Source organism: Priestia sp. LL-8 (assembly GCF_036227845.1).
Taxonomy (GTDB): domain Bacteria; phylum Bacillota; class Bacilli; order Bacillales; family Bacillaceae_H; genus Priestia; species Priestia zanthoxyli.
The window spans coordinates 2,134,321-2,153,261 of record NZ_JAZAQH010000001.1; the positions used below are offsets into that span (position 1 = coordinate 2,134,321).

Consider the following 18,941-nt stretch of genomic DNA (forward strand, 5'->3'; position numbering starts at 1 on the left):
AAAGTGGAGGAAATCAATGAATATGTTTACAGATGACAGCGTAATGCTACACACCGATTTATATCAAATTAATATGGGAGAAACGTATTGGGAAGATAACATTCATCAAAAAAAGGCTGTTTTTGAAGTTTTCTTCCGCAAACTTCCTTTTGGGAATGGGTATGCTGTTTTTGCTGGATTAGAAAGAATTATTGAATATATTAAAGCATTTAAATTTAGCGAATCAGATTTAACCTACTTGCACGAAGAATTAGGTTTTAAAGAGGATTATTTAGCTTACTTAAAAGACCTTACATTTACGGGAACAATTCGATGTATGCGTGAAGGTGAGCTTGTGTTTCATAATGAACCAATTTTACGTGTGGAGGCACCCTTAATTGAAGCTCAGCTCGTAGAAACAGCGATTTTAAATATTGTGAATTACCAAACGCTGATTGCGACGAAAGCAGCTCGAATCAAACATGTAGTAGGAGATCAGGTAGCAATGGAGTTTGGAACACGACGCGCTCAAGAAATGGATGCTGCTATTTGGGGAACAAGAGCAGCCTATATTGGCGGATTTGGTGCTACTTCTAACGTGCGAGCAGGAAAGAAATTTGGAATTCCAGTTGCAGGAACGCATGCCCATGCCATGGTGCAAGCTTATAAGGACGAATATATTGCATTTCATAAATACGCTCGTCGTCACAAAAACTGCGTGTTTCTAGTTGATACGTACGATACGTTAAAATCAGGAGTTCCCAATGCGATTAAAGTAGCAAAAGAATTAGGTGATAAAATTAATTTTACGGCGATTCGCTTAGACAGCGGCGATTTAACTTATTTGTCTAAAAAAGCTCGTCAAATGTTGGATGAAGCAGGGTTTACAGAAACAAAAATTGTTGCTTCCAACGATTTAGATGAAGATACGATTATGCATTTAAAGTCGCAAGGTGCACAGATAGACATGTGGGGAATTGGTACGAAGCTCATTACTGCATATGATCAGCCGGCGCTTGGAGCAGTGTATAAACTCGTTTCTATTGAAGGAGAAAATGGCGAGATGATGGATACGATTAAAATTAGCGCGAATCCTGAAAAAGTGAGTACACCAGGGTTAAAGCGCGTATATCGTATTATCAATAATTTGAATGGAAAATCTGAAGGGGATTATATCACGATGGAAGAAGAAGATCCTCAAAGCGAAGAACGTTTAAAAATGTTCCATCCTGTTCATACGTTTATCAGTAAATTTGTCACAAATTTTGAGGCAAAAGAACTCCATCATGATATCTTTGTAAACGGAAAGCTTGTGTATGAAACAGAAGAACTTCAGGAAATTCAGCAGTACGTAAAAGATAATTTAGAGCTGCTTTGGGATGAATATAAGCGCACGCGCAATCCAGAAGAATATCCAGTAGATTTAAGCGAAAAGTGTTGGGAAAATAAAACGCGTCAAATTGCGTACGTAAAACAAAAAGTAGCGGAAGCCCTAAATAAAAAATAGTAGGGAGCTGGAGACATGTCAGATACGCTTGCTTATTTTCAACAGCTAAACCCTGATAAGAAAATAGATAAGCTTTTAGAAAAAGGAGCGAAAATTGGGATTTATGGTTCTTCTTTTGATCCGGTTACCAACGTTCATCTTTGGACGGCATCAACGGTTGCGCATCGAAAGAAGTTAGATGCTATTATCTTCTTGCCTTCATCGCACAAACGGACAGATAAAAAGCTCCAAACGTCCGATGAGCACCGTGTAAATATGGTTAGCTTAGCGATTAAAGACAACCCGAAATTTTTGCTCGATACGTATGAGCTAGACGTATTGCCCGGCTATCATTACACATACTACACTATGGAGCACTTTAAAAAATTGCTCCCACACGCTAACTTATTTTTTATTATGGGAGCCGATTTACTGCAAGATATTGGTGAGGGCAAGTGGAAGAAAGCAGATGAACTTATAAGTGAAAACCAGTTTATCATCATGGCAAGAGAGGGAATAGACATGTTGAAAGCTATTAGTCATTCTCCTTTGCTTCGAAATTATGACGACGGGCGGTTTCAGCTTCTTGATAAGGGGCTAGCGATGGAAATCAGCTCTACTTATATTCGTCAAGAATTTGCCCGGGGCGGAGAACCAAGATATTTAATGCCTGATCTCTGTTATTTTTATAGTAAAAAACATGGATTGTATCAGTAAGAAATCTACATATAATGGAAGGAGAGCATGTATCATGTCAGACATGCAAGAAAAAATAAGAAAAGAGCTACATGTGAAATCTGAAATTAATCCAGCACAAGAAATCCGTGCCCGCGTTGATTTTCTGAAAAACTACCTAAAGTCAGCAAATGCAAAAGGTTTTGTATTAGGTATAAGCGGAGGGCAGGACTCTAGCTTAGCTGGACGATTAGCGCAGATTGCTGTAGACGAATTGCGAAAAGAAGAATACGAAGCAAAATTTGTAGCCGTTCGCTTGCCTCATGGTACGCAGCATGACGAAGCAGATGCGAAGGCGTCACTAGAATTTATTAAACCTAATGAAACATATACATTTAATATTAAAAACACGGTGGAAGCATTTGAAAGTTCGTTTACAGGTGCGACAGATATAGCGCTGTCTGATTTTCATAAAGGAAATGTCAAAGCACGTACGCGTATGATTGTACAGTATGCAATCGGAGGAGAAAACGGCCTTTTAGTTATCGGAACCGATCATGCAGCAGAAGCAGTAACAGGCTTTTTTACAAAATACGGGGATGGCGGAGCAGACGTGCTGCCTCTAACAGGATTAACAAAACGTCAAGGAAAAGCATTGCTAAAAGAATTAGGTGCAGATAAACGATTGTACGAAAAAGTACCAACCGCTGACTTATTAGATAATAGTCCTGGTCAATCTGATGAAACGGAACTAGGAATTTCTTATGATGAACTAGACGATTATTTGGAAGGAAAAGAAGTATCACAAGAAGCCGCTGAAAAAATTGAACAGCGCTATCGTATTACTGAACATAAGCGTCAATTACCGGCTAGCATGTTTGATGAATGGTGGAAATGAGAGAAATGCCCATATTAGGTATATCTAATATGGGCATTATTTTGACTGATTTCTTTCATAAAACAAAAAAGAGGCGGAAAAAGTGTAATTTAACGAATTGTTTTCACATACACACTTTGTTATTCTTACGCACTTTGGTATAATGAAGTGCTTTTAATATTATTGAGGAGGAACATTTTTTATGGCAGTTGAAGTAGGTAGCAAGGTACAAGGTAAAGTAACAGGTATTACTAATTTTGGAGCATTTGTAGAATTACCTGGAGGTCAAACTGGGCTTGTACATATTAGTGAGGTAGCTGACAGCTATGTAAAAGACATTAATGACCATCTTAAAGTTGGTCAAGAAATTGAAGTGAAAGTCGTTAATGAGAAAGACGGAAAAATTGGATTATCGATTAAAAAAGCGATAGATAAACCGGAAAGACCCTCATCTTCTTATTCACAACGCCCGCCACGTCAGGCAAGAAATAATGATAATCGTTCTAAAAGCAACTTCCAACCAAAGGAAAACTTCGAACAAAAAATGGCGCGTTTCTTAAAAGATAGTGAAGATAATTTATCTACACTAAAACGCAGCACTGAATCAAAACGAGGTGGCAGAGGCGGAAGACGCGGATAAATCCCTTCCACTTTAACTACTTTATTATATAGCTGAAGCAAGCCAGTAAAAATTGGCTTGCTTCTTTTTTGTGATAGCTTGGGTACATACGCTAGAAGATTAAAGAGAAGGTTAAGCACTTACTTAGTTGTAAAGTAGATGCCAATCGTGACAAGCGATGAAAGAAGATCAAGGATGAGTAGGATGAAATTTAAATCTATCATAATCATGCCTCCCTTTTTGCGAGCGTTGACGTTAGTATCTGCACGAACTACTTTTATTATTCGTAATTTTTAAAAATTTCATTTAATTAAGTGTGATATTTTATATTAAATTAAACTATGTTCTAAATAATAAATAATAAAATAAAAAACGCTCATAAGAACAATTTTCTTAAAATAATAAAAAACCTTATAAATAATTGAAGAGAAAGTAGGAATGAATCCCTGATAGAAATAGCTAAATTAACAGAAATTCGTCAGTATTCTTGTATATCCATCTAATCCCTTCATAATTTTAGGAATGGAAAAGTTATGAAAAGACGATAAACAGACAAAATTCTTCATTTTTTGAGCATTAGTACTCAGTTTGTAGGAATATATAAAATGATTCAATAGACTCAAGGATTTTATAGTAATATATAGAACTTCCATACTATTCTAATTTTTAGCTTACAAGCTAAGTAAAAGATGCGTATGTTCTGGGGATGAAGACATACATAGTTGCATGAATTATAGAGAGAAATGGAGAGGACAAAACGATGAAAAAAGTATCAATTCGGGCTGTATTGAGTACAGTAGCATTTTCGGTTGCTTTATCTTCTTTTGCAATGGGAGCATCTGCTAATGGGAATTCAAAGCCGGCTCTTGAACCGTCACTAGTTAAAATTCAAGGAGACTATAACTTAAAGTCGGCTAAAAAAGTAAAAGTTATTGTGGAGTTAAATGAAGAGTCTGTAGCGGAAGCGAAGAAAAAAGGAGTAGCGCAAAGTAAAGGAAAGATTAAAAAAGCGCGTGACGAAGTGAAAAAAGAGCTTTCAAAAGCTTCTAAAACGTCAAAAGTAAAGCGTGAATATGACCAAGTGTTTTCCGGATTTTCAGCGGAACTTCCCGCTAGTGACCTTGAAAAAGTAGCAAGTTTACCTGGAGTAAAAGCTATTTACCCAAGCGTTGAATATCATACAACAGAAGTGAAATCGAAAGAAGTGAGCGCTGAAGAATACGGTTCTGAGATGGATAAAAGCATTTACTATGTGGGAGCAGATCAAGCGTGGAAATCAGGATATACAGGTAAAAATATGACCGTAGCCGTTATCGATACAGGCGTTGATTACGACCACCCGGATTTAAAGTCAGCGTTTGAGAAATATAAAGGATGGGATTTTGTCGACGATGACAAAGACCCTCAAGAAACGCCGGCTGGAGATCCAAAAGGCGAAGCGACAACGCACGGTACGCACGTAGCGGGAACAATTGCAGCGGACGGGAAAATTAAAGGGGTAGCTCCTGATGCTCATTTACTTGCTTATCGTGTATTAGGTCCAGGAGGAACGGGTACAACGGAAGATGTGATCGCCGGTATTGAACGTGCGGTAGAAGACGGGGCGGATGTAATGAACCTCTCGCTTGGAGATACGATTAATAATCCGGACTTGGCAACGAGTATTGCGTTAGATTGGGCAATGGAAGAAGGGGTAGTAGCTGTTACATCAAATGGAAACAGTGGACCAGCTAACTGGACAGTAGGCTCTCCGGGAACGTCTCGTGAAGCTATTTCAGTTGGTGCGACTCAGCTTCCTTACAATTTGTATAAAACGACATTAACTGTAGATAACGCCAGCTATGCTTCTGCTGAAGTAATGGGCTTTCCAAATGACAAGGCATTACTGGATGCAAGCGGTAAAAATTATGAATTTGTACCTGTCGGACTCGGAAAACCAGAAGACTTTGAAGGAAAGGATGTAAAAGGGAAAGTAGCGGTTATTTCTCGCGGTGACATTGCGTTTGTAGATAAAGTTGACAATGCGAAAAAAGCCGGTGCTGCTGCAACGGTCATTTACAACAACGTAGAAGGAACAATCCCTGATATTCCAGGTACATCTCTGCCAAGTATTCGTTTATCAAAAGCAGACGGCCAAGCTTTGGTAGCTTCTTTAGCAAAAGGATCCGTCACGGGCTCTTTTAATGCAACCTTTAATCAGACGGTCGATGAAACAATGGCTGACTTTTCATCTCGCGGACCGGTTGTAGATACGTGGATGATTAAGCCGGACATTTCGGCACCGGGAGTCGATATCATCAGCACAGTGCCAACCAATGATCCAAGCAACCCTCATGGATATGGATCAAAACAAGGAACAAGTATGGCGGCACCGCACGTAGCAGGAGCAGCAGCGTTAATTTTACAGGCGCATCCAAATTATAAAGTAGAAGACGTAAAAGCATCTTTAATGAACACAACGGAACTGCTTCGTGACCGCAACGGGCTGATTTATCCTCATAATACGCAAGGCGCAGGAAGCATGCGCGTAGTAGATGCAATTAAAGCAAAAACACTTATTACACCAGGAAGTCACTCGTACGGTGTTTTTTATAAAGATAAAGGGAAACAAGTAGAAAAACAAAGCTTTAAGATTAAAAATCTATCAAATCGCAGTCAAAAATACTCGATTAAAGTGAAATTTAAGAAAAGTCATCAAGCAATTGACGTTAAATCAACAAACGATTTAGTGATTAATGCAGGGAAGACACAAAAAGTAAACCTAAATGTAAAAGTAGATGCAGGGAAATTGTCTCCTGGTTATTACGAAGGGACAATTACCGTAAGTAACAATAAAGAAACGTACGATGTTCCAACCATCTTATTTGTAAAAGAGCCAGATTATCCTCGCGTTACTTCTGCGTATGTAGATGTACTTGGAAATGGATCATTTGAATACGGCAGTTATTTACCAGGAGGCGCAGAGAAGCTTAGCTATTACATTTACGATGCAACGTTAGAAAAAGGGGAATTGTTAAGTTCGTATACGAATGTAGGAAAAGGATTCTCTAGCGCAACGTGGGACGGAAAGATTAATGGCGAAGCTCTTCCAGCGGGAACGTATTATTTATACGCAGAAGCAGTAAAAGCAGGTCAGACGACCGGTTCTTTAGGAGAATTCGAAATTAAATAAATAAAAAAAAGAGTGCCAGTCTAACTGACACTCTTTTTTTATTGAGCCGTATATCCACCATCAATCACAGCAGCTTGGCCGGTTACGCCTTTTGCTAAGTCACTTGCTAAAAACATTGCATAATCTGCAATTTCATCGACAGCAAGCAAGCGTTTTTGAGGAACAAGAGGATAAATGACTTCTTCTAGTACTTTTTCAAGCGCTACATTTCGCGTACGCGCCAAATCTTTTAATTGATTTTGAACAAGCGGCGTATCAACATAACCAGGGCAAATTGCATTTACCGTAATGCCGTGCTCTGCACCTTCAAGAGCAGCCACTTTCGTTAAGCCAATCACGCCGTGCTTAGCGCTGTTGTATGCCGCTTTTCCTGAGAAACCAATCAATCCATTAATGGAGGACATGTTCAAAATGCGGCCGAATTTTTGCTTTTTCATAATAGGAAACGCATGCTTAGTCGCAACAAAAGGTGCAACAAGCATAATTTTCGTTAAAAGTTCAAATTTTTCAGTAGGAAATTCTTCGAGCGGGGAAACAAATTGCATGCCAGCATTGTTAATTAATACATCAAGGCGGCCGTATGTTTCAACCGTTTGAGCAATCATTTGTTCAATATCACTTTCATTTGTCACGTCTGCTTTAATGCCTAATGCTTCGTAGCCTTTTGTCTTCAACTTGTCTGCTGCTTTCTTAACGCCATCTTCATTCAAGTCAGTTAAGACAACAGTTGCGCCGTCTTCAGCAAAGCGCTCACCAATTTGATAACCAATACCTTGAGCTGCACCTGTAATTAACACAATTTTGTTTTCAACCATCGTTTTTTCCCCCTTATATGTAGAAAATATAAAATCGCTTACTTTTCCATTTTATCAAAAATTATCTTGATTTAGCGAGTTTTTTAACTGTACTTCACTCGAAAAGAATGGGTGTGGGAAGGGGTGTTTACTATCTTTACTTCCACATTGCTAACAGAAGCGAACGGCGAGGGACCTTTTTTAATTTCTTCAATAAATTTTTCGATGTTTTTTTCTTCACCTTCAGCATCAATTTCTACTTTTTGATCATCTCGATTTCGCACCCATCCGTTAATGGAGCATTCCATTGCTTTTAGCTGCGTGTAGTGACGAAATCCGACCCCTTGAACGCGTCCGTCTACAATCATATGCACATGTTTTTTCACTGTTCTCACCTCACAGGTAATTTTCCCTTTTTTATAAAAAAGAAAACAACTACAATCTTCATTTTCACTGTATAATAGAAAAAGACATTGTAAGACTTTAACAGTTTTAATGTAGATTAAATAAGAAAGAAGGGTTATGAATGCAAGTAGCAGCAAGAACGCAGCAAGCGCAGCCGGCGACGATTTACCGTATTTTATTTGCTATTAGTTTAGGACATTTTCTAAATGATTGTATGCAGTCCGTTATACCGGCACTTTTTCCTGTCCTTGAAAAATCGATGAATTTAAACTACACGCAAATCGGCTGGATTGCCTTTGCTTTGAACATGACGTCATCGATTATGCAGCCGGTGTTTGGTGTATTTGCCGATAAGCGGCCCTCGCCATTTTTATTGCCAATTGCAATGTGTCTAAGCATGATTGGTATGGTTGGGCTCGCTTTAGCGCCGAATTTTTATTTGGTGATTATATCTGTCTTATTTGTAGGATTCGGATCAGCTATTTTTCATCCTGAAGGTTCTCGCGTAGCTTATATGGCAGCGGGAGGAAAGCGGGGGCTGGCGCAGTCTATTTATCAAGTTGGCGGGAATACCGGACAGTCGATGGCTCCGCTGTTTACAGCATTTATCTTTATTGGACTCGGTCAGTTTGGAACGATTTGGTTTACGTTAATTGCAGGTATCGGCGTAGTGGTCTTGTACAGCGTGTCTAAATGGTATAAATCAGAGTTAGCTACTCGTCAACGCTTGAAGAAAAAGCAGTCAGATGCTTCATTTACGATGAACAAGCAAATTATCTTTGCGATTGGACTTTTAATTTTTCTTGTGTTTGCACGTTCATGGTACGGAGCAGGCATTCTTAATTTCTTTCAGTTTTATATCATTGAAAAATTTAATTTGCCTATCAAAAGCGCTCAGCTTTACGTTTTTTTATTTATGATTGCAGGGGTGTTTGGAACATTCTTTGGAGGTCCGCTTGCCGATCGTTTCGGGAAACGAAATATTTTATTGTTTTCTATGTTAGGATCAGTACCTTTTACTTTATTACTCCCTCACGTTTCTCTTGGAGTTGCGGCACCTCTTCTAGTGTTAATCGGCTTTATTCTTCAGTCAAGTTTCAGCGTCACGGTAGTCTATGCTCAGGAGCTGATGCCAGGGAAAATTGGCTTGGTTTCCGGCTTAATTGTAGGGCTTGCTTTTGGAATGGGAGCTTTAGGAGCTGTTGTATTCGGTAAATTAGCCGATGTCTTCAGCCTTCAGTTTATTATGCTGTTTTGCAGCTATCTACCAATCCTAGGGCTGTTAACGTGGCTGTTGCCGAGCGATAAGCGTGTGAAAGAAATGCACGAAGCAAAATAAGAAATAGAAAAAGCAAACGCGCCTTAGCGTTTGCTTTTTTTATGAGCATGAAGCAAATTTCAAGACGAATTCATATTTTTCTCCTAAAATAGATACAATAGACATTGAAAATCGAAAGGAAGAATCACCTATGATTAAGCTAAGCGTATTGGATCAGTCTCCTATTTCAAGCGGATCAACACCAAAGGAAGCGTTGAAACGCACGGTGGAGCTCGCTAAATTAACGGAAGAGTTAGGCTACCATCGCTTTTGGGTAGCGGAACATCATAATACGAACGGTTTGGCAGGGTCATCTCCGACACTTTTAATGACGCACTTGGCATCTCAAACGAGCCGAATCCGAATTGGATCTGGAGGAGTCCTTCTTCCTCAATACAGTCCGTATAAAGTAGCAGAAGATGTTCAGCTGCTTGAAAATCTGTTTCCAAACCGAATTGATTTAGGTCTTGGACGTTCACCGGGAGGAGATGCGCTGACTCGGCTAGCGCTTACAGATGGAGTCCGTAAAAGCCTCAATGAATTTCCGCGTCAAATTCAAGCGTTAAAAGGACATCTTGAGCATAATTTGCCGTCGGATCATCCGTATTATGGTGTGACAGCTTATCCGTTAAGTGAAACAAAACCAGAACTGTGGCATCTTGGCATTAATAAAAGAGGAGCAAGATCAGCTGCTGAGCTGGGCATCTCTTTTACATTTGGACACTTTATTTATTCAGTTGGTGGACAAGAAGCCATTCGTCATTATAAACAAGAATTTATCCCTTCTTCGTATCAGTCAAAGCCTAACACCAATGTATGCGTATTTGTTGTATGTGCTGAAACAACAGAAGAAGCGGAGGAGCACGCCAAAACGCTGGATGATTGGCTGTTGAAAGTAGCAAAAGGTGGCGATACAACAATTTCATCGATAAAAGAAGTACACAATCGTTCTTATTCAGAAGAAGAGCTCAAAAAAATAAGCACCAATCGTCCTCGTATGATTGTAGGAAACCCTGCTGAAGTAAAAAAAGGACTAACTCAGCTGCAGCAAAAATACGATAACGACGAATTTTTAATTATTACAAATATCCATGATCATGAAGCAAAAAAGAAGTCTTATGAACTGCTTGCAGAGCTATTTCCTCAACCCTCATTTTTTTAAGAAAAAGATGGGGTTTTTTTACGGAATTAAATGTTAGAATATTTAAAAAGGAGGAGTGACATGCACGTAGATCAGAAAAGTGTAAGCAGCCAAACTCATAGAATTCCCTATACACATATTAAAACAGGAGGGCCTCGCATTTGCTTCATGTTTTCAGGGCTAGGCTATACGTACGAAAAGCCGTTATTGTATTATATAACGATGCTGATGCTAAAACATAAAATTGACGTGGTTCAGATTCACTATACATATTCAAAAGAGCTGATGACGAAGTCTACAGATGAGATTGCAGACGTTATGATGAAAGACATTGATCTCGTGCTGCAAGATGTTTTATCTCACAATGACTATAAAAATATCATATTTGCAGGAAAATCACTTGGGACCATTCCGCTGATTCAGCGAGTTATGAAAGATGAAGTCTACAAAGACGCAGTGATGCTTTTACTGACGCCGCTTTTAACCAGATCGGAACTGTTTGAAAGTTTACTAGAAAGCACTCATAAAGGTCTTATTGCAATAGGAACTCGTGATCACTATTATACTGAAGAAGTTTATCAATTAAAAACAAACACAATGAATATTGATGTGATTGAAAATGCCGATCATTCATTGGACGTTTTGTATACTCCCGCGGAATCGTTAAAGGCGCTTGAAACCGTTTTGGATGGTATAGAAAAGATTCTGTGAGATAGAGAGTAAGGAAAGGAGTACAAAATGGATACGCTACGTGAAATTATTTGCGAAAAAAGAGCCTACAGCTATTCACCTCATACTCATGATCATAACTACAGTCAGCTTTTGTTTCCGCTAGCAGGTGCTCTTAATATTCAAGCGAGTGAGCAGCACTTAACGCTACAAGAAGGATGCTTTTACATTCCGCCTCGTCAGCTTCATACGTATCAAGCTAAAAATACAAATGAATGTCTGGTCGTTGATATTCCGTTGAAATTTACAGAAAGTGCGCATCTTTCTCAAGAAGCAGCTTTTATTCAATGGGATTCAACGTGGAAAGCAATTCGCTACCTTTTACTTGAGGGGCTTCAAAAAAGCACTGACAGGGGGGCGCTTGAAGATTTAGTCCGTTACGTTCAGCATTATTTGCCAAAGAAACAAACGTTTAAATCCATTGATTACCTTCATGCTAACTTTAATCAAGAGTTAAACATAGAAAGTCTTGCTAAGCTGGAAAATTATCATCCTGCCTATTTTTCTACTTGGTTTAAACAAAAAACGGGTTATTCGCCTCAAAGTTATGTAGCACGTATACGTTTAAATAAAGCGAAAGAATTGTTGAAAGAGACGAGCTACTCGGTAACGTATATTGCACATGAAGTCGGCTATCACAGCTTGTCTTCGTTCACGAAATGGTTTGCAAAACAAGAAGGAATCTCACCTACTCACTATCGAAGTATCTTAAAAACAGACAAATAAGATCGTAAAAGCGGAAAAACTTTTTTCTTTCTTTTAGCTATGATAAAAGAAAGGAGATGAAACGATGAATACTTCATTATCAAAAATACTTATTTTATGTGCCGCTGTTTTATGGGGAACAACAGGAACCGCCCAAGCCTTAGCATCTGCTGGAGCGCATTCCGTGGCGATTGGAGCCGTACGTTTAGCTGTAGGGGGGCTGTCGCTTCTTGCAGCTTGTTTTATTCAAAGAAAGAAAGTGGACCTAAGACGCCTTCCTATTCTGCCTCTTACGGTTGCTGCAGCAAGTATGGCCGCTTATCAGCCTTTATTTTTTTCAGCTGTCATTAAAACGGGTGTTGCAGTAGGAACAATGGTGGCAATTGGCAGTGCGCCACTTTTGTCAGGAGTATTAGATTACATAGTATACCGCAAGAAACCTACAAAAAAATGGCTGCTTGCTACGGTTACTGGTATTATAGGGTGCTGCTGCTTGTTGTTAAAAAAAGATAGTCAAATCGATGTGATAGGTTTAGGTATGGCGATAGGAGCAGGGGCGTCTTTTGCTTGCTACACGACTGTTAATAAAAGCATTGTTGGGCATGTTGATCCGCAAGTGGGCGCTGCTCTTGTATTCACAGCCGCCGCCGTTTTACTGATACCATGCTGGTTTATGTATGATATGAGCTGGCTAGCCTCTTTAAATGGGATAGGCATCGCTCTTCATTTAGGAATACTTACGACGGCTCTTGCTTATGTATTATTTTCTACAGCGCTCAAGTCTGTGCATGCGTCTACCGCCGTGACGTTATCGCTAGCAGAGCCCGTTACCGCTTTTTTACTTGGCGTATTTTTGCTGGGGGAATCTCTGACTTTGGTGAACATATGCGGAGCAGCACTAGTGTTTGCTAGCCTAGCGTTTTTAACGTATTCTCCGAAGTCATCGCTAAATCAAGAGGTGCATATATAAAAAAACCCCTTTCTTTAAAGAAAGGGGGTTTTTTTATTAAGCATACATGCCTGCTACTTGTTTTTGCAGGTTGCTGTCTTCTAAATACTCATCGTACGTCATTTGCTTGTCAACTACTCCGTTTGGCGTAATTTCAATCACACGATTCGCAATCGTTTCAACGAACTGATGGTCATGAGATGTGAAAATCATTGAACCTTTGTAGCTGATAAGTCCATTGTTTAGTGCTGTGATTGATTCTAAGTCAAGGTGATTCGTAGGATCGTCTAGTAAAAGAACGTTTGAACCGCTTAGCATCATTTTAGAAAGCATACAGCGAACTTTTTCTCCTCCGGAAAGAACGTTGGCTTTTTTCAACACTTCTTCACCAGAGAATAGCATTCTACCTAAGAAACCGCGTAAGAAGCTTTCGCTTTGGTCATTAGGTGAATACTGACGCAGCCAGTCTACTAAGTTTAAATCTCCGTTTTCAAAGTACTCGGAGTTGTCTTTTGGGAAAAAGGCTTGAGACGTTGTCACACCCCATTTGTACGTACCGCTGTCTGCTTCCATTTCACCCATTAAAATCTTCATTAATGTTGAATTTGCAAGTTCATTGCGGCCTACAAGAGCAATCTTGTCATCTTTATTCATAATAAAGCTTACGTTATCAAGTACTTTTACGCCGTCAATTGTTTTTGTTAAACCTTCAACGCGAAGTACGTCATTTCCAATCTCACGTTCCGGCGTGAAGTTCACGTATGGGTAACGACGAGAAGAAGGACGGATGTCATCTAATGAAATTTTATCAAGCAATTTTTTACGAGACGTTGCTTGTTTTGATTTCGATGCATTTGCGCTAAAGCGAGCGATAAAGGCTTGAAGCTCTTTAATTTTTTCTTCTTTTTTCTTGTTCGCATCTGACGCCATTTTTTGTGCTAATTGACTTGATTCATACCAGAAATCATAGTTACCAACGTAGACTTGGATTTTACTGAAGTCAAGGTCAGCAATGTGCGTACATACTTTGTTTAAGAAGTGACGGTCATGTGATACAACAATAACTGTGTTTTCAAAGTTAATTAAGAACTCTTCTAACCATTGAATTGCTTGGATATCCAAGTTATTCGTAGGCTCATCTAGAAGTAATACATCAGGTTTTCCGAATAAAGCTTGTGCAAGAAGCACTTTTACTTTTTCACTACCTGTTAGTTCAGCCATTTTTTTGGCGTGAAGATCTTCAGAAATACCTAATCCTTTTAAAAGAATAGCTGCTTCTGATTCTGCTTCCCAACCGTTTAATTCAGCAAATTCACCTTCAAGCTCAGCTGCTTTCATTCCGTCTTCATCTGTGAAGTCTGCTTTCATATAAATAGCATCTTTTTCTTGCATTACTTCGTAAAGGCGAGCGTGCCCCATAATAACGGTTTTCATAACTTCTTGATCTTCATATTCGAAGTGGTTCTGTTTTAAGACAGCAAGGCGTTCGCCAGGGCCCATATGTACATCACCAGTTTGAGATTCAATTTCACCAGATAAAATTTTTAAAAACGTTGATTTTCCAGCACCGTTTGCGCCGATTAATCCATAACAGTTACCAGGCGTGAATTTAATATTCACATCTTCAAATAACTTTCGGTCGCCAAATCGTAAACTTACATTACTAACTGTAATCATGTATGAGCAGTCCTCCAAATTCAATATCTATAAAATTATACCATTCTTTTGAGATAAGAGCGATATGAATACAATATTTCAAACATAAAGTGTAACCGACACTTTAAGCACTCGTCAACCATTTAAGGGGTTTTTTGAGCGGTAAAACTTGATTATTCTAGCATTCACCAAAACTTTGATCAGCAAACCAGCATGTCTAATCCTTCAGTAATCAGCTTTTTTTCATTTTTAAGATGGATGTTGTATTCCTTGTATAAGAAACAAAAAGAAGAATAATACTACCTGGTAAATAAAAGAATTTCTATGAAGTAAACACTGATATTTTACAGATGCTTATTTCTAAAGTTGGTTTGATATAGACATAAATAGGGTGATTATCATGTGGAAATTAGTTGTTTCCTATCTTCCAGAAGGGCCAGTTTTTATACAAGCAGTTCTGGTTTTTTTCATCCCGTATATAATCTACAAATTATTAAGCGGGATTCGTAATTCAGAGGAAGAGTGATGAAAGTGAAAAAATGGAGATCAACAATAAAAAAAATAGGAAACCATGCGAATGAAAAGGAAAACAAACAGGAATTTACACCTCAAAATTCATCTAATCATGTTACGGATCATTTAGCTTTAACTCTAAAAGTAGTTAAAAATGAAATTGGTCATAACTCCGACGTTCATTTTCGGGAGTTTATTATAGGACGCACCGGCATTCAGGCAGCTATTATTTTTGTAGAGGGGCTATCAGATAAAGATCTTATTGAAAAACATATTTTGTCATCATTGATGGCTGATTTTTCAAAAGAATACCAACAGGATCAGCTTTACGTAAAGGAAAACCTTTCAAAACAGTTTATTAAAAGCCAAGTATTATCAATCGGTGATGTAGAAGAGGTTTATTCCATTAAAGAAGTAACATCAAAAGTCTTAACAGGATCTACGGCTCTTTTAATTGACGGGTTATCATCTTCCTTAATTCTTGGTACAAGCAAAGTAAAAACAAGGACGATTGAAGAGCCCGTATCAGAAGCATTAGTGAGAGGGCCAAGAGTAGGCTTTACTGAATCTTTAAGTGATAATACTTCTTTATTAAGAGGAAGCGGAGACATTGAAAATTTGTCGCTGGTGAAATTTCAAGTAGGAAAGCGTTCCAAAAAAGACTTAGTTGTTGCTTACATAAAGGAGATTGTTGATCCAGAACTAGTTGAAGAAGTAGAAAAACGAATTAAAAAAATTGATCTTGATAATGTACCGGAGTCAGGATATGTTGAACAACTCATTGAAGATAATTACCTTAGTCCCTTTCCTCAGGTGCAGAATACGGAGCGTCCCGATCGTGTAATTGCTGCTTTGATGGAAGGGAGAGTAGCCATTTTATTAGACGGGACGCCTTTTGCTTTGATTGCCCCCGTTACGTTTAGCATGATGTTACAGTCGCCGGAAGATTATTATGAAAGGTGGATTCCCGGTACATTTATTCGTTTTCTTCGTTATATCGCAGTAGTTCTTTCGCTTTTTACACCGGCTTTGTATATTGCGTTTATTTCGTTTCATCCAGGATTAATTCCGACTAAGTTAGCTATTTCTATTATAGGATCAAGGTCTGGTGTTCCGTTTCCCGCCCTTATTGAAGCCTTATTTATGGAATTATCTATCGAAATTTTGAGAGAAGCCGGACTCCGATTGCCGAAACCAATTGGTCCAGCAATGGGCATTGTCGGTGGGTTAATCATTGGAGAAGCTGCGGTGCAGGCAGGAATCGTTAGCCCTATTTTGGTGATTGTAGTGGCTTTAACTGCCATTTCATCGTTTTCTATTCCGCAATATAGTGTAGGAATCACATTGCGTATTCTTCGCTTTGTAGCCATGCTTTGTGCCGCCATACTTGGATTATATGGCGTCATCTTATTTTTCCTTTTTATGATGAGCCATTTAGTGAAACTAAAAAGTTTCGGCGTACCTTATATGAGTCCAGCTGTTCCTTATCGTTTAAGTGAATGGAAAGACTTGGTAGTACGTATGCCTCTGATGATGATGAAACGACGTCCAAAGATGATGCACACCAAAGATCCTCTACGAAAAGGGTAGCTTATGATGAAAGGAAATGGGCCGTTAGAAATGATAAATTCAAAAGATCGTATTACGACGCCTCAAACAACTATTATTATTACCAACTTTATCCTTGGAACGGGGATTCTTACATTGCCTCGGGCAGCTGCGGAAAAAGTGAAAACACCAGACGTTTGGCTCACTGTTATTTTAGGGGGGATAACCACCATGGTAGCAGGGGTAATCATGGTGAAATTAAGTCAACGCTTCCCCGAAAAAACCTTTTATCAATACAGTCAAGAAATTGTAGGGAAATGGATAGGCAAGTTATTTAGTTTCCTCATGATAGGTTATTTTTTGACGCTTGGTGGGTTTCATGCTCGTTCATTGGCAGAGGTAACAGGATATCTATTGTTGGAAGGAACTCCTAAATGGGCTATTATCATGCCATTTATGTGGGCAAGTCTCTATCTGATAAGAGGGGGAATAAATCCAATTGCCCGTATATTTGAGATTATATTACCTATTACGGTTATTCTTTTTTTACTTGTTGCCTTTATGAGTATCAAGATATTTGAAGTAGATAATCTGCGCCCGGTACTAGGTTCAGGTATCACGCCGGTGCTAAAAGGGATAAGGACAACAGCTCTTGCATTTACTGGGCCTGAATTCATGCTGTTAATATTGGCATTTATGAAAGAACCAAACAAAGCAGTAAAAGCTGTATTAGTTGGTACTGCAATTCCTTTGTTTCTTTATGTTATTACCGTCGTGATGGTTATCGGAGCGTTCTCAGTGGATGGAGTGGCTACGAGAACATGGCCTACGCTTGATTTGATAAGAAGTTATGAATTCACTGGGTTAATCTTTGAACGCTTTGATTCCTTATTGCTGGTGGTATGGATCATGCAAATGTTTACTTCTTTTAATGTTAACCACTACGCTGCTTCATTAGGACTGTCTCAGCTTTTTAAAAAAAATATCCATCCATTTATGTATGGTGTACTTCCAGTTATTTATCTCATTTCCATGATCCCTCGAAATATCAATGATGTATTTAAATTAGGAGATATGGTTGGCAACGCTGCCCTGATTTTATTTGGCTTTTTACCGGTGCTGCTTCTTGTTATTTCAAAAATAAAGGGGAGAAAGTATGAGACGAGCCTCTAATCATGTACAGTTCTTCTTATCGGTTTTGCTTTCTGTGTTTTTGCTCTTTTCTCTGGCGGGCTGTTGGAGTAGTCATGAAATTGAAGAACGAAGTTTAGGAGTAGGTGTGGCTCTTGATAAAGCTAAAAAATCCATGACCGAAAAAGGATTCGATGAACAAGAAGAAGAGTATCCCAAAAAGAACTTGATTACGACAACCTACCAACTGATCACCCCGCAAGTGGCAAGTTCAACAACTGTCCAAGGAGGCTCTCAGCAGAAGGCTTACGTGAATATGGCTGAAACGGGAGATTCTATTCACCAAATGGCACGTGAATTATCATTGAGAAGAGAGACTTCCATTGCCAGCCAGCATCTAAAAGTAATTATTATTGGCGAGGCTCTTGCACGAACATATAGCTTAGGAAAATTAGTGAATGAGTTTCTTCGTGATAATGAGATTAGACCAAGCTGTCTTGTACTTATTAGTAAAGGGAGAGCTAGCAATGGGCTAGAATCGAAGACAGCAGGAGAGATCCCAGCATTTCGTTTGGTTGGAATGGTGGAAAATGCGTATCGAACGACAAGAATTTTACCTCCTACGTCGCTCATTAAATTAGAGAGCAACATTCAATCAGGGACTAGTTTTTTATTGCAAAATGTATTATCAGCAAATGGGGAAATCAAATTTGCTGGTGCGGCCGTTATTAAAGGGAAAACAAATAAAATGATTGGTTTTTTAAATGAAGAAGAGGTAGATGGTCTAACTTGGATCACAGGAAAAGGGAAAGGCGGGCTAGTAAAAAGCTTTGATAAAAAGACCGGTCAGATGATTGTATATGAAATAGAATCTATGAAAAGTCGTATTGAACCTCATGTGAAAGGAAATAACATCTCCTTCAATGTGCATATTGAATCAGAAGGAAGGCTATCTGAAAATTGGGTAGCCTCAGGAGATCCTTTGAAAAATCAATTTTTACAGAAGGTGCAAAAAAACTCAGAAAAAAAAGTGGAGCACCTAGTAAGAACCACGGTAGAAAAAATACAAAAAGAATATAAAGTCGATGTGGCCGGGTTCGGAAATCAATTGAGAATTAAAAGGCCCAGAGTATGGATGAGAGTTAAAGATAATTGGGATCAAACGTTTAGTGAAGTTCCAATTAACTATGATGTGAAATTAATGATTAAAGATTATGGAACGTCAGGATCACAAAAATGAGTAG

At 38.8% G+C, this 18,941-nt stretch carries 16 protein-coding genes; 13 read left to right on the plus strand and 3 right to left on the minus strand.

The features are described from left to right. Positions 1-16 precede the first annotated feature (16 nt). From U9R83_RS10840 to U9R83_RS10860, 5 genes are all read left to right on the plus strand, one after another. Positions 17-1,486, plus strand: coding sequence for a nicotinate phosphoribosyltransferase (locus U9R83_RS10840; RefSeq protein ID WP_014460243.1), 1,470 nt, complete (start codon positions 17-19; stop codon positions 1,484-1,486). Between the two features lie 15 nt (positions 1,487-1,501). Next, positions 1,502-2,182: a nicotinate (nicotinamide) nucleotide adenylyltransferase gene (gene nadD / locus U9R83_RS10845; RefSeq protein WP_140450804.1), complete on the plus strand. Its 681-nt coding sequence runs from the start codon at positions 1,502-1,504 to the stop codon at positions 2,180-2,182. A gap of 34 nt (positions 2,183-2,216) precedes the next feature. After that, positions 2,217-3,038, plus strand: coding sequence for an ammonia-dependent NAD(+) synthetase (gene nadE / locus U9R83_RS10850; protein WP_048021051.1), 822 nt, complete (start codon positions 2,217-2,219; stop codon positions 3,036-3,038). Positions 3,039-3,219: 181 nt separating this feature from the next. Further along, positions 3,220-3,657 (plus strand): S1 domain-containing RNA-binding protein, encoded by a 438-nt coding sequence (locus tag U9R83_RS10855; protein WP_013056909.1) that lies wholly within the window; start codon positions 3,220-3,222, stop codon positions 3,655-3,657. Positions 3,658-4,396: 739 nt separating this feature from the next. After that, positions 4,397-6,808 carry a S8 family serine peptidase gene (locus tag U9R83_RS10860; RefSeq protein WP_014460240.1) on the plus strand — a complete coding sequence of 804 codons (2,412 nt, stop codon included), beginning with the start codon at positions 4,397-4,399 and terminating at the stop codon, positions 6,806-6,808. Positions 6,809-6,846: 38 nt separating this feature from the next. Here the strand turns inward: U9R83_RS10860 and U9R83_RS10865 are convergent, their stop codons facing one another. Continuing rightward, a complete protein-coding gene (locus U9R83_RS10865; RefSeq protein WP_013056911.1) occupies positions 6,847-7,623 on the minus strand; it encodes a 3-hydroxybutyrate dehydrogenase in 777 nt (258 codons plus the stop codon). A gap of 83 nt (positions 7,624-7,706) precedes the next feature. Next, complete coding sequence (locus U9R83_RS10870) at positions 7,707-7,988, minus strand: acylphosphatase (RefSeq protein ID WP_042992138.1); 282 nt, start codon at positions 7,986-7,988, stop codon at positions 7,707-7,709. Between the two features lie 140 nt (positions 7,989-8,128). Between U9R83_RS10870 and U9R83_RS10875 the strand changes: the two genes are divergently transcribed. From U9R83_RS10875 to U9R83_RS10895, 5 genes are all read left to right on the plus strand, one after another. Continuing rightward, positions 8,129-9,346 (plus strand): MFS transporter, encoded by a 1,218-nt coding sequence (locus U9R83_RS10875; protein WP_014460238.1) that lies wholly within the window; start codon positions 8,129-8,131, stop codon positions 9,344-9,346. Between the two features lie 130 nt (positions 9,347-9,476). Beyond that, complete coding sequence (locus U9R83_RS10880; protein ID WP_014460237.1) at positions 9,477-10,487, plus strand: LLM class flavin-dependent oxidoreductase; 1,011 nt, start codon at positions 9,477-9,479, stop codon at positions 10,485-10,487. A 60-nt stretch (positions 10,488-10,547) separates the two neighbouring features. Next, positions 10,548-11,177: an alpha/beta family hydrolase gene (locus U9R83_RS10885; protein WP_116372933.1), complete on the plus strand. Its 630-nt coding sequence runs from the start codon at positions 10,548-10,550 to the stop codon at positions 11,175-11,177. A gap of 27 nt (positions 11,178-11,204) precedes the next feature. After that, a complete protein-coding gene (locus tag U9R83_RS10890; protein ID WP_140450807.1) occupies positions 11,205-11,921 on the plus strand; it encodes a helix-turn-helix transcriptional regulator in 717 nt (238 codons plus the stop codon). Between the two features lie 64 nt (positions 11,922-11,985). Next, positions 11,986-12,870, plus strand: a complete 885-nt coding sequence (locus tag U9R83_RS10895; RefSeq protein WP_115653810.1) for a DMT family transporter — start codon at positions 11,986-11,988, stop codon at positions 12,868-12,870. A gap of 36 nt (positions 12,871-12,906) precedes the next feature. On the opposite strand, the gene U9R83_RS10900 is transcribed toward U9R83_RS10895, so the two are convergent. Continuing rightward, positions 12,907-14,526, minus strand: coding sequence for an ABC-F family ATP-binding cassette domain-containing protein (locus U9R83_RS10900; protein ID WP_013056918.1), 1,620 nt, complete (start codon positions 14,524-14,526; stop codon positions 12,907-12,909). A 504-nt stretch (positions 14,527-15,030) separates the two neighbouring features. On the opposite strand from U9R83_RS10900, the gene U9R83_RS10905 reads away from it, so the two are divergent. From U9R83_RS10905 to U9R83_RS10915, 3 genes are read left to right on the plus strand one after another with little or no spacing between them, the layout of a single operon-like run. Beyond that, positions 15,031-16,608, plus strand: coding sequence for a spore germination protein (locus U9R83_RS10905; protein WP_014460232.1), 1,578 nt, complete (start codon positions 15,031-15,033; stop codon positions 16,606-16,608). Positions 16,609-16,611: 3 nt separating this feature from the next. After that, positions 16,612-17,739: a spore germination protein gene (locus U9R83_RS10910; protein ID WP_328575232.1), complete on the plus strand. Its 1,128-nt coding sequence runs from the start codon at positions 16,612-16,614 to the stop codon at positions 17,737-17,739. Continuing rightward, on the plus strand, positions 17,723-18,937 hold the full coding sequence (locus tag U9R83_RS10915; RefSeq protein WP_014460230.1) for a Ger(x)C family spore germination protein: 1,215 nt from the start codon (positions 17,723-17,725) through the stop codon (positions 18,935-18,937). The genes U9R83_RS10910 and U9R83_RS10915 overlap by 17 nt, the downstream gene beginning before the upstream one ends. The last annotated feature ends 4 nt before the right edge of the window (positions 18,938-18,941 follow it).

What these genes read in the sequence shown, in the direction of transcription:
- U9R83_RS10840 (WP_014460243.1), top strand. Translation starts at nt 17, where the DNA reads ATGAATATGTTTACAGATGACAGCGTAATGCTACACACCGATTTATAT.
- nadD (WP_140450804.1), top strand. Translation starts at nt 1,502, where the DNA reads ATGTCAGATACGCTTGCTTATTTTCAACAGCTAAACCCTGATAAGAAA.
- nadE (WP_048021051.1), top strand. Translation starts at nt 2,217, where the DNA reads ATGTCAGACATGCAAGAAAAAATAAGAAAAGAGCTACATGTGAAATCT.
- U9R83_RS10855 (WP_013056909.1), top strand. Translation starts at nt 3,220, where the DNA reads ATGGCAGTTGAAGTAGGTAGCAAGGTACAAGGTAAAGTAACAGGTATT.
- U9R83_RS10860 (WP_014460240.1), top strand. Translation starts at nt 4,397, where the DNA reads ATGAAAAAAGTATCAATTCGGGCTGTATTGAGTACAGTAGCATTTTCG.
- U9R83_RS10865 (WP_013056911.1), bottom strand. Translation starts at nt 7,623, where the DNA reads ATGGTTGAAAACAAAATTGTGTTAATTACAGGTGCAGCTCAAGGTATT.
- U9R83_RS10875 (WP_014460238.1), top strand. Translation starts at nt 8,129, where the DNA reads ATGCAAGTAGCAGCAAGAACGCAGCAAGCGCAGCCGGCGACGATTTAC.
- U9R83_RS10880 (WP_014460237.1), top strand. Translation starts at nt 9,477, where the DNA reads ATGATTAAGCTAAGCGTATTGGATCAGTCTCCTATTTCAAGCGGATCA.
- U9R83_RS10885 (WP_116372933.1), top strand. Translation starts at nt 10,548, where the DNA reads ATGCACGTAGATCAGAAAAGTGTAAGCAGCCAAACTCATAGAATTCCC.
- U9R83_RS10890 (WP_140450807.1), top strand. Translation starts at nt 11,205, where the DNA reads ATGGATACGCTACGTGAAATTATTTGCGAAAAAAGAGCCTACAGCTAT.
- U9R83_RS10895 (WP_115653810.1), top strand. Translation starts at nt 11,986, where the DNA reads ATGAATACTTCATTATCAAAAATACTTATTTTATGTGCCGCTGTTTTA.
- U9R83_RS10900 (WP_013056918.1), bottom strand. Translation starts at nt 14,526, where the DNA reads ATGATTACAGTTAGTAATGTAAGTTTACGATTTGGCGACCGAAAGTTA.
- U9R83_RS10905 (WP_014460232.1), top strand. Translation starts at nt 15,031, where the DNA reads ATGAAAGTGAAAAAATGGAGATCAACAATAAAAAAAATAGGAAACCAT.
- U9R83_RS10910 (WP_328575232.1), top strand. Translation starts at nt 16,612, where the DNA reads ATGATGAAAGGAAATGGGCCGTTAGAAATGATAAATTCAAAAGATCGT.
- U9R83_RS10915 (WP_014460230.1), top strand. Translation starts at nt 17,723, where the DNA reads ATGAGACGAGCCTCTAATCATGTACAGTTCTTCTTATCGGTTTTGCTT.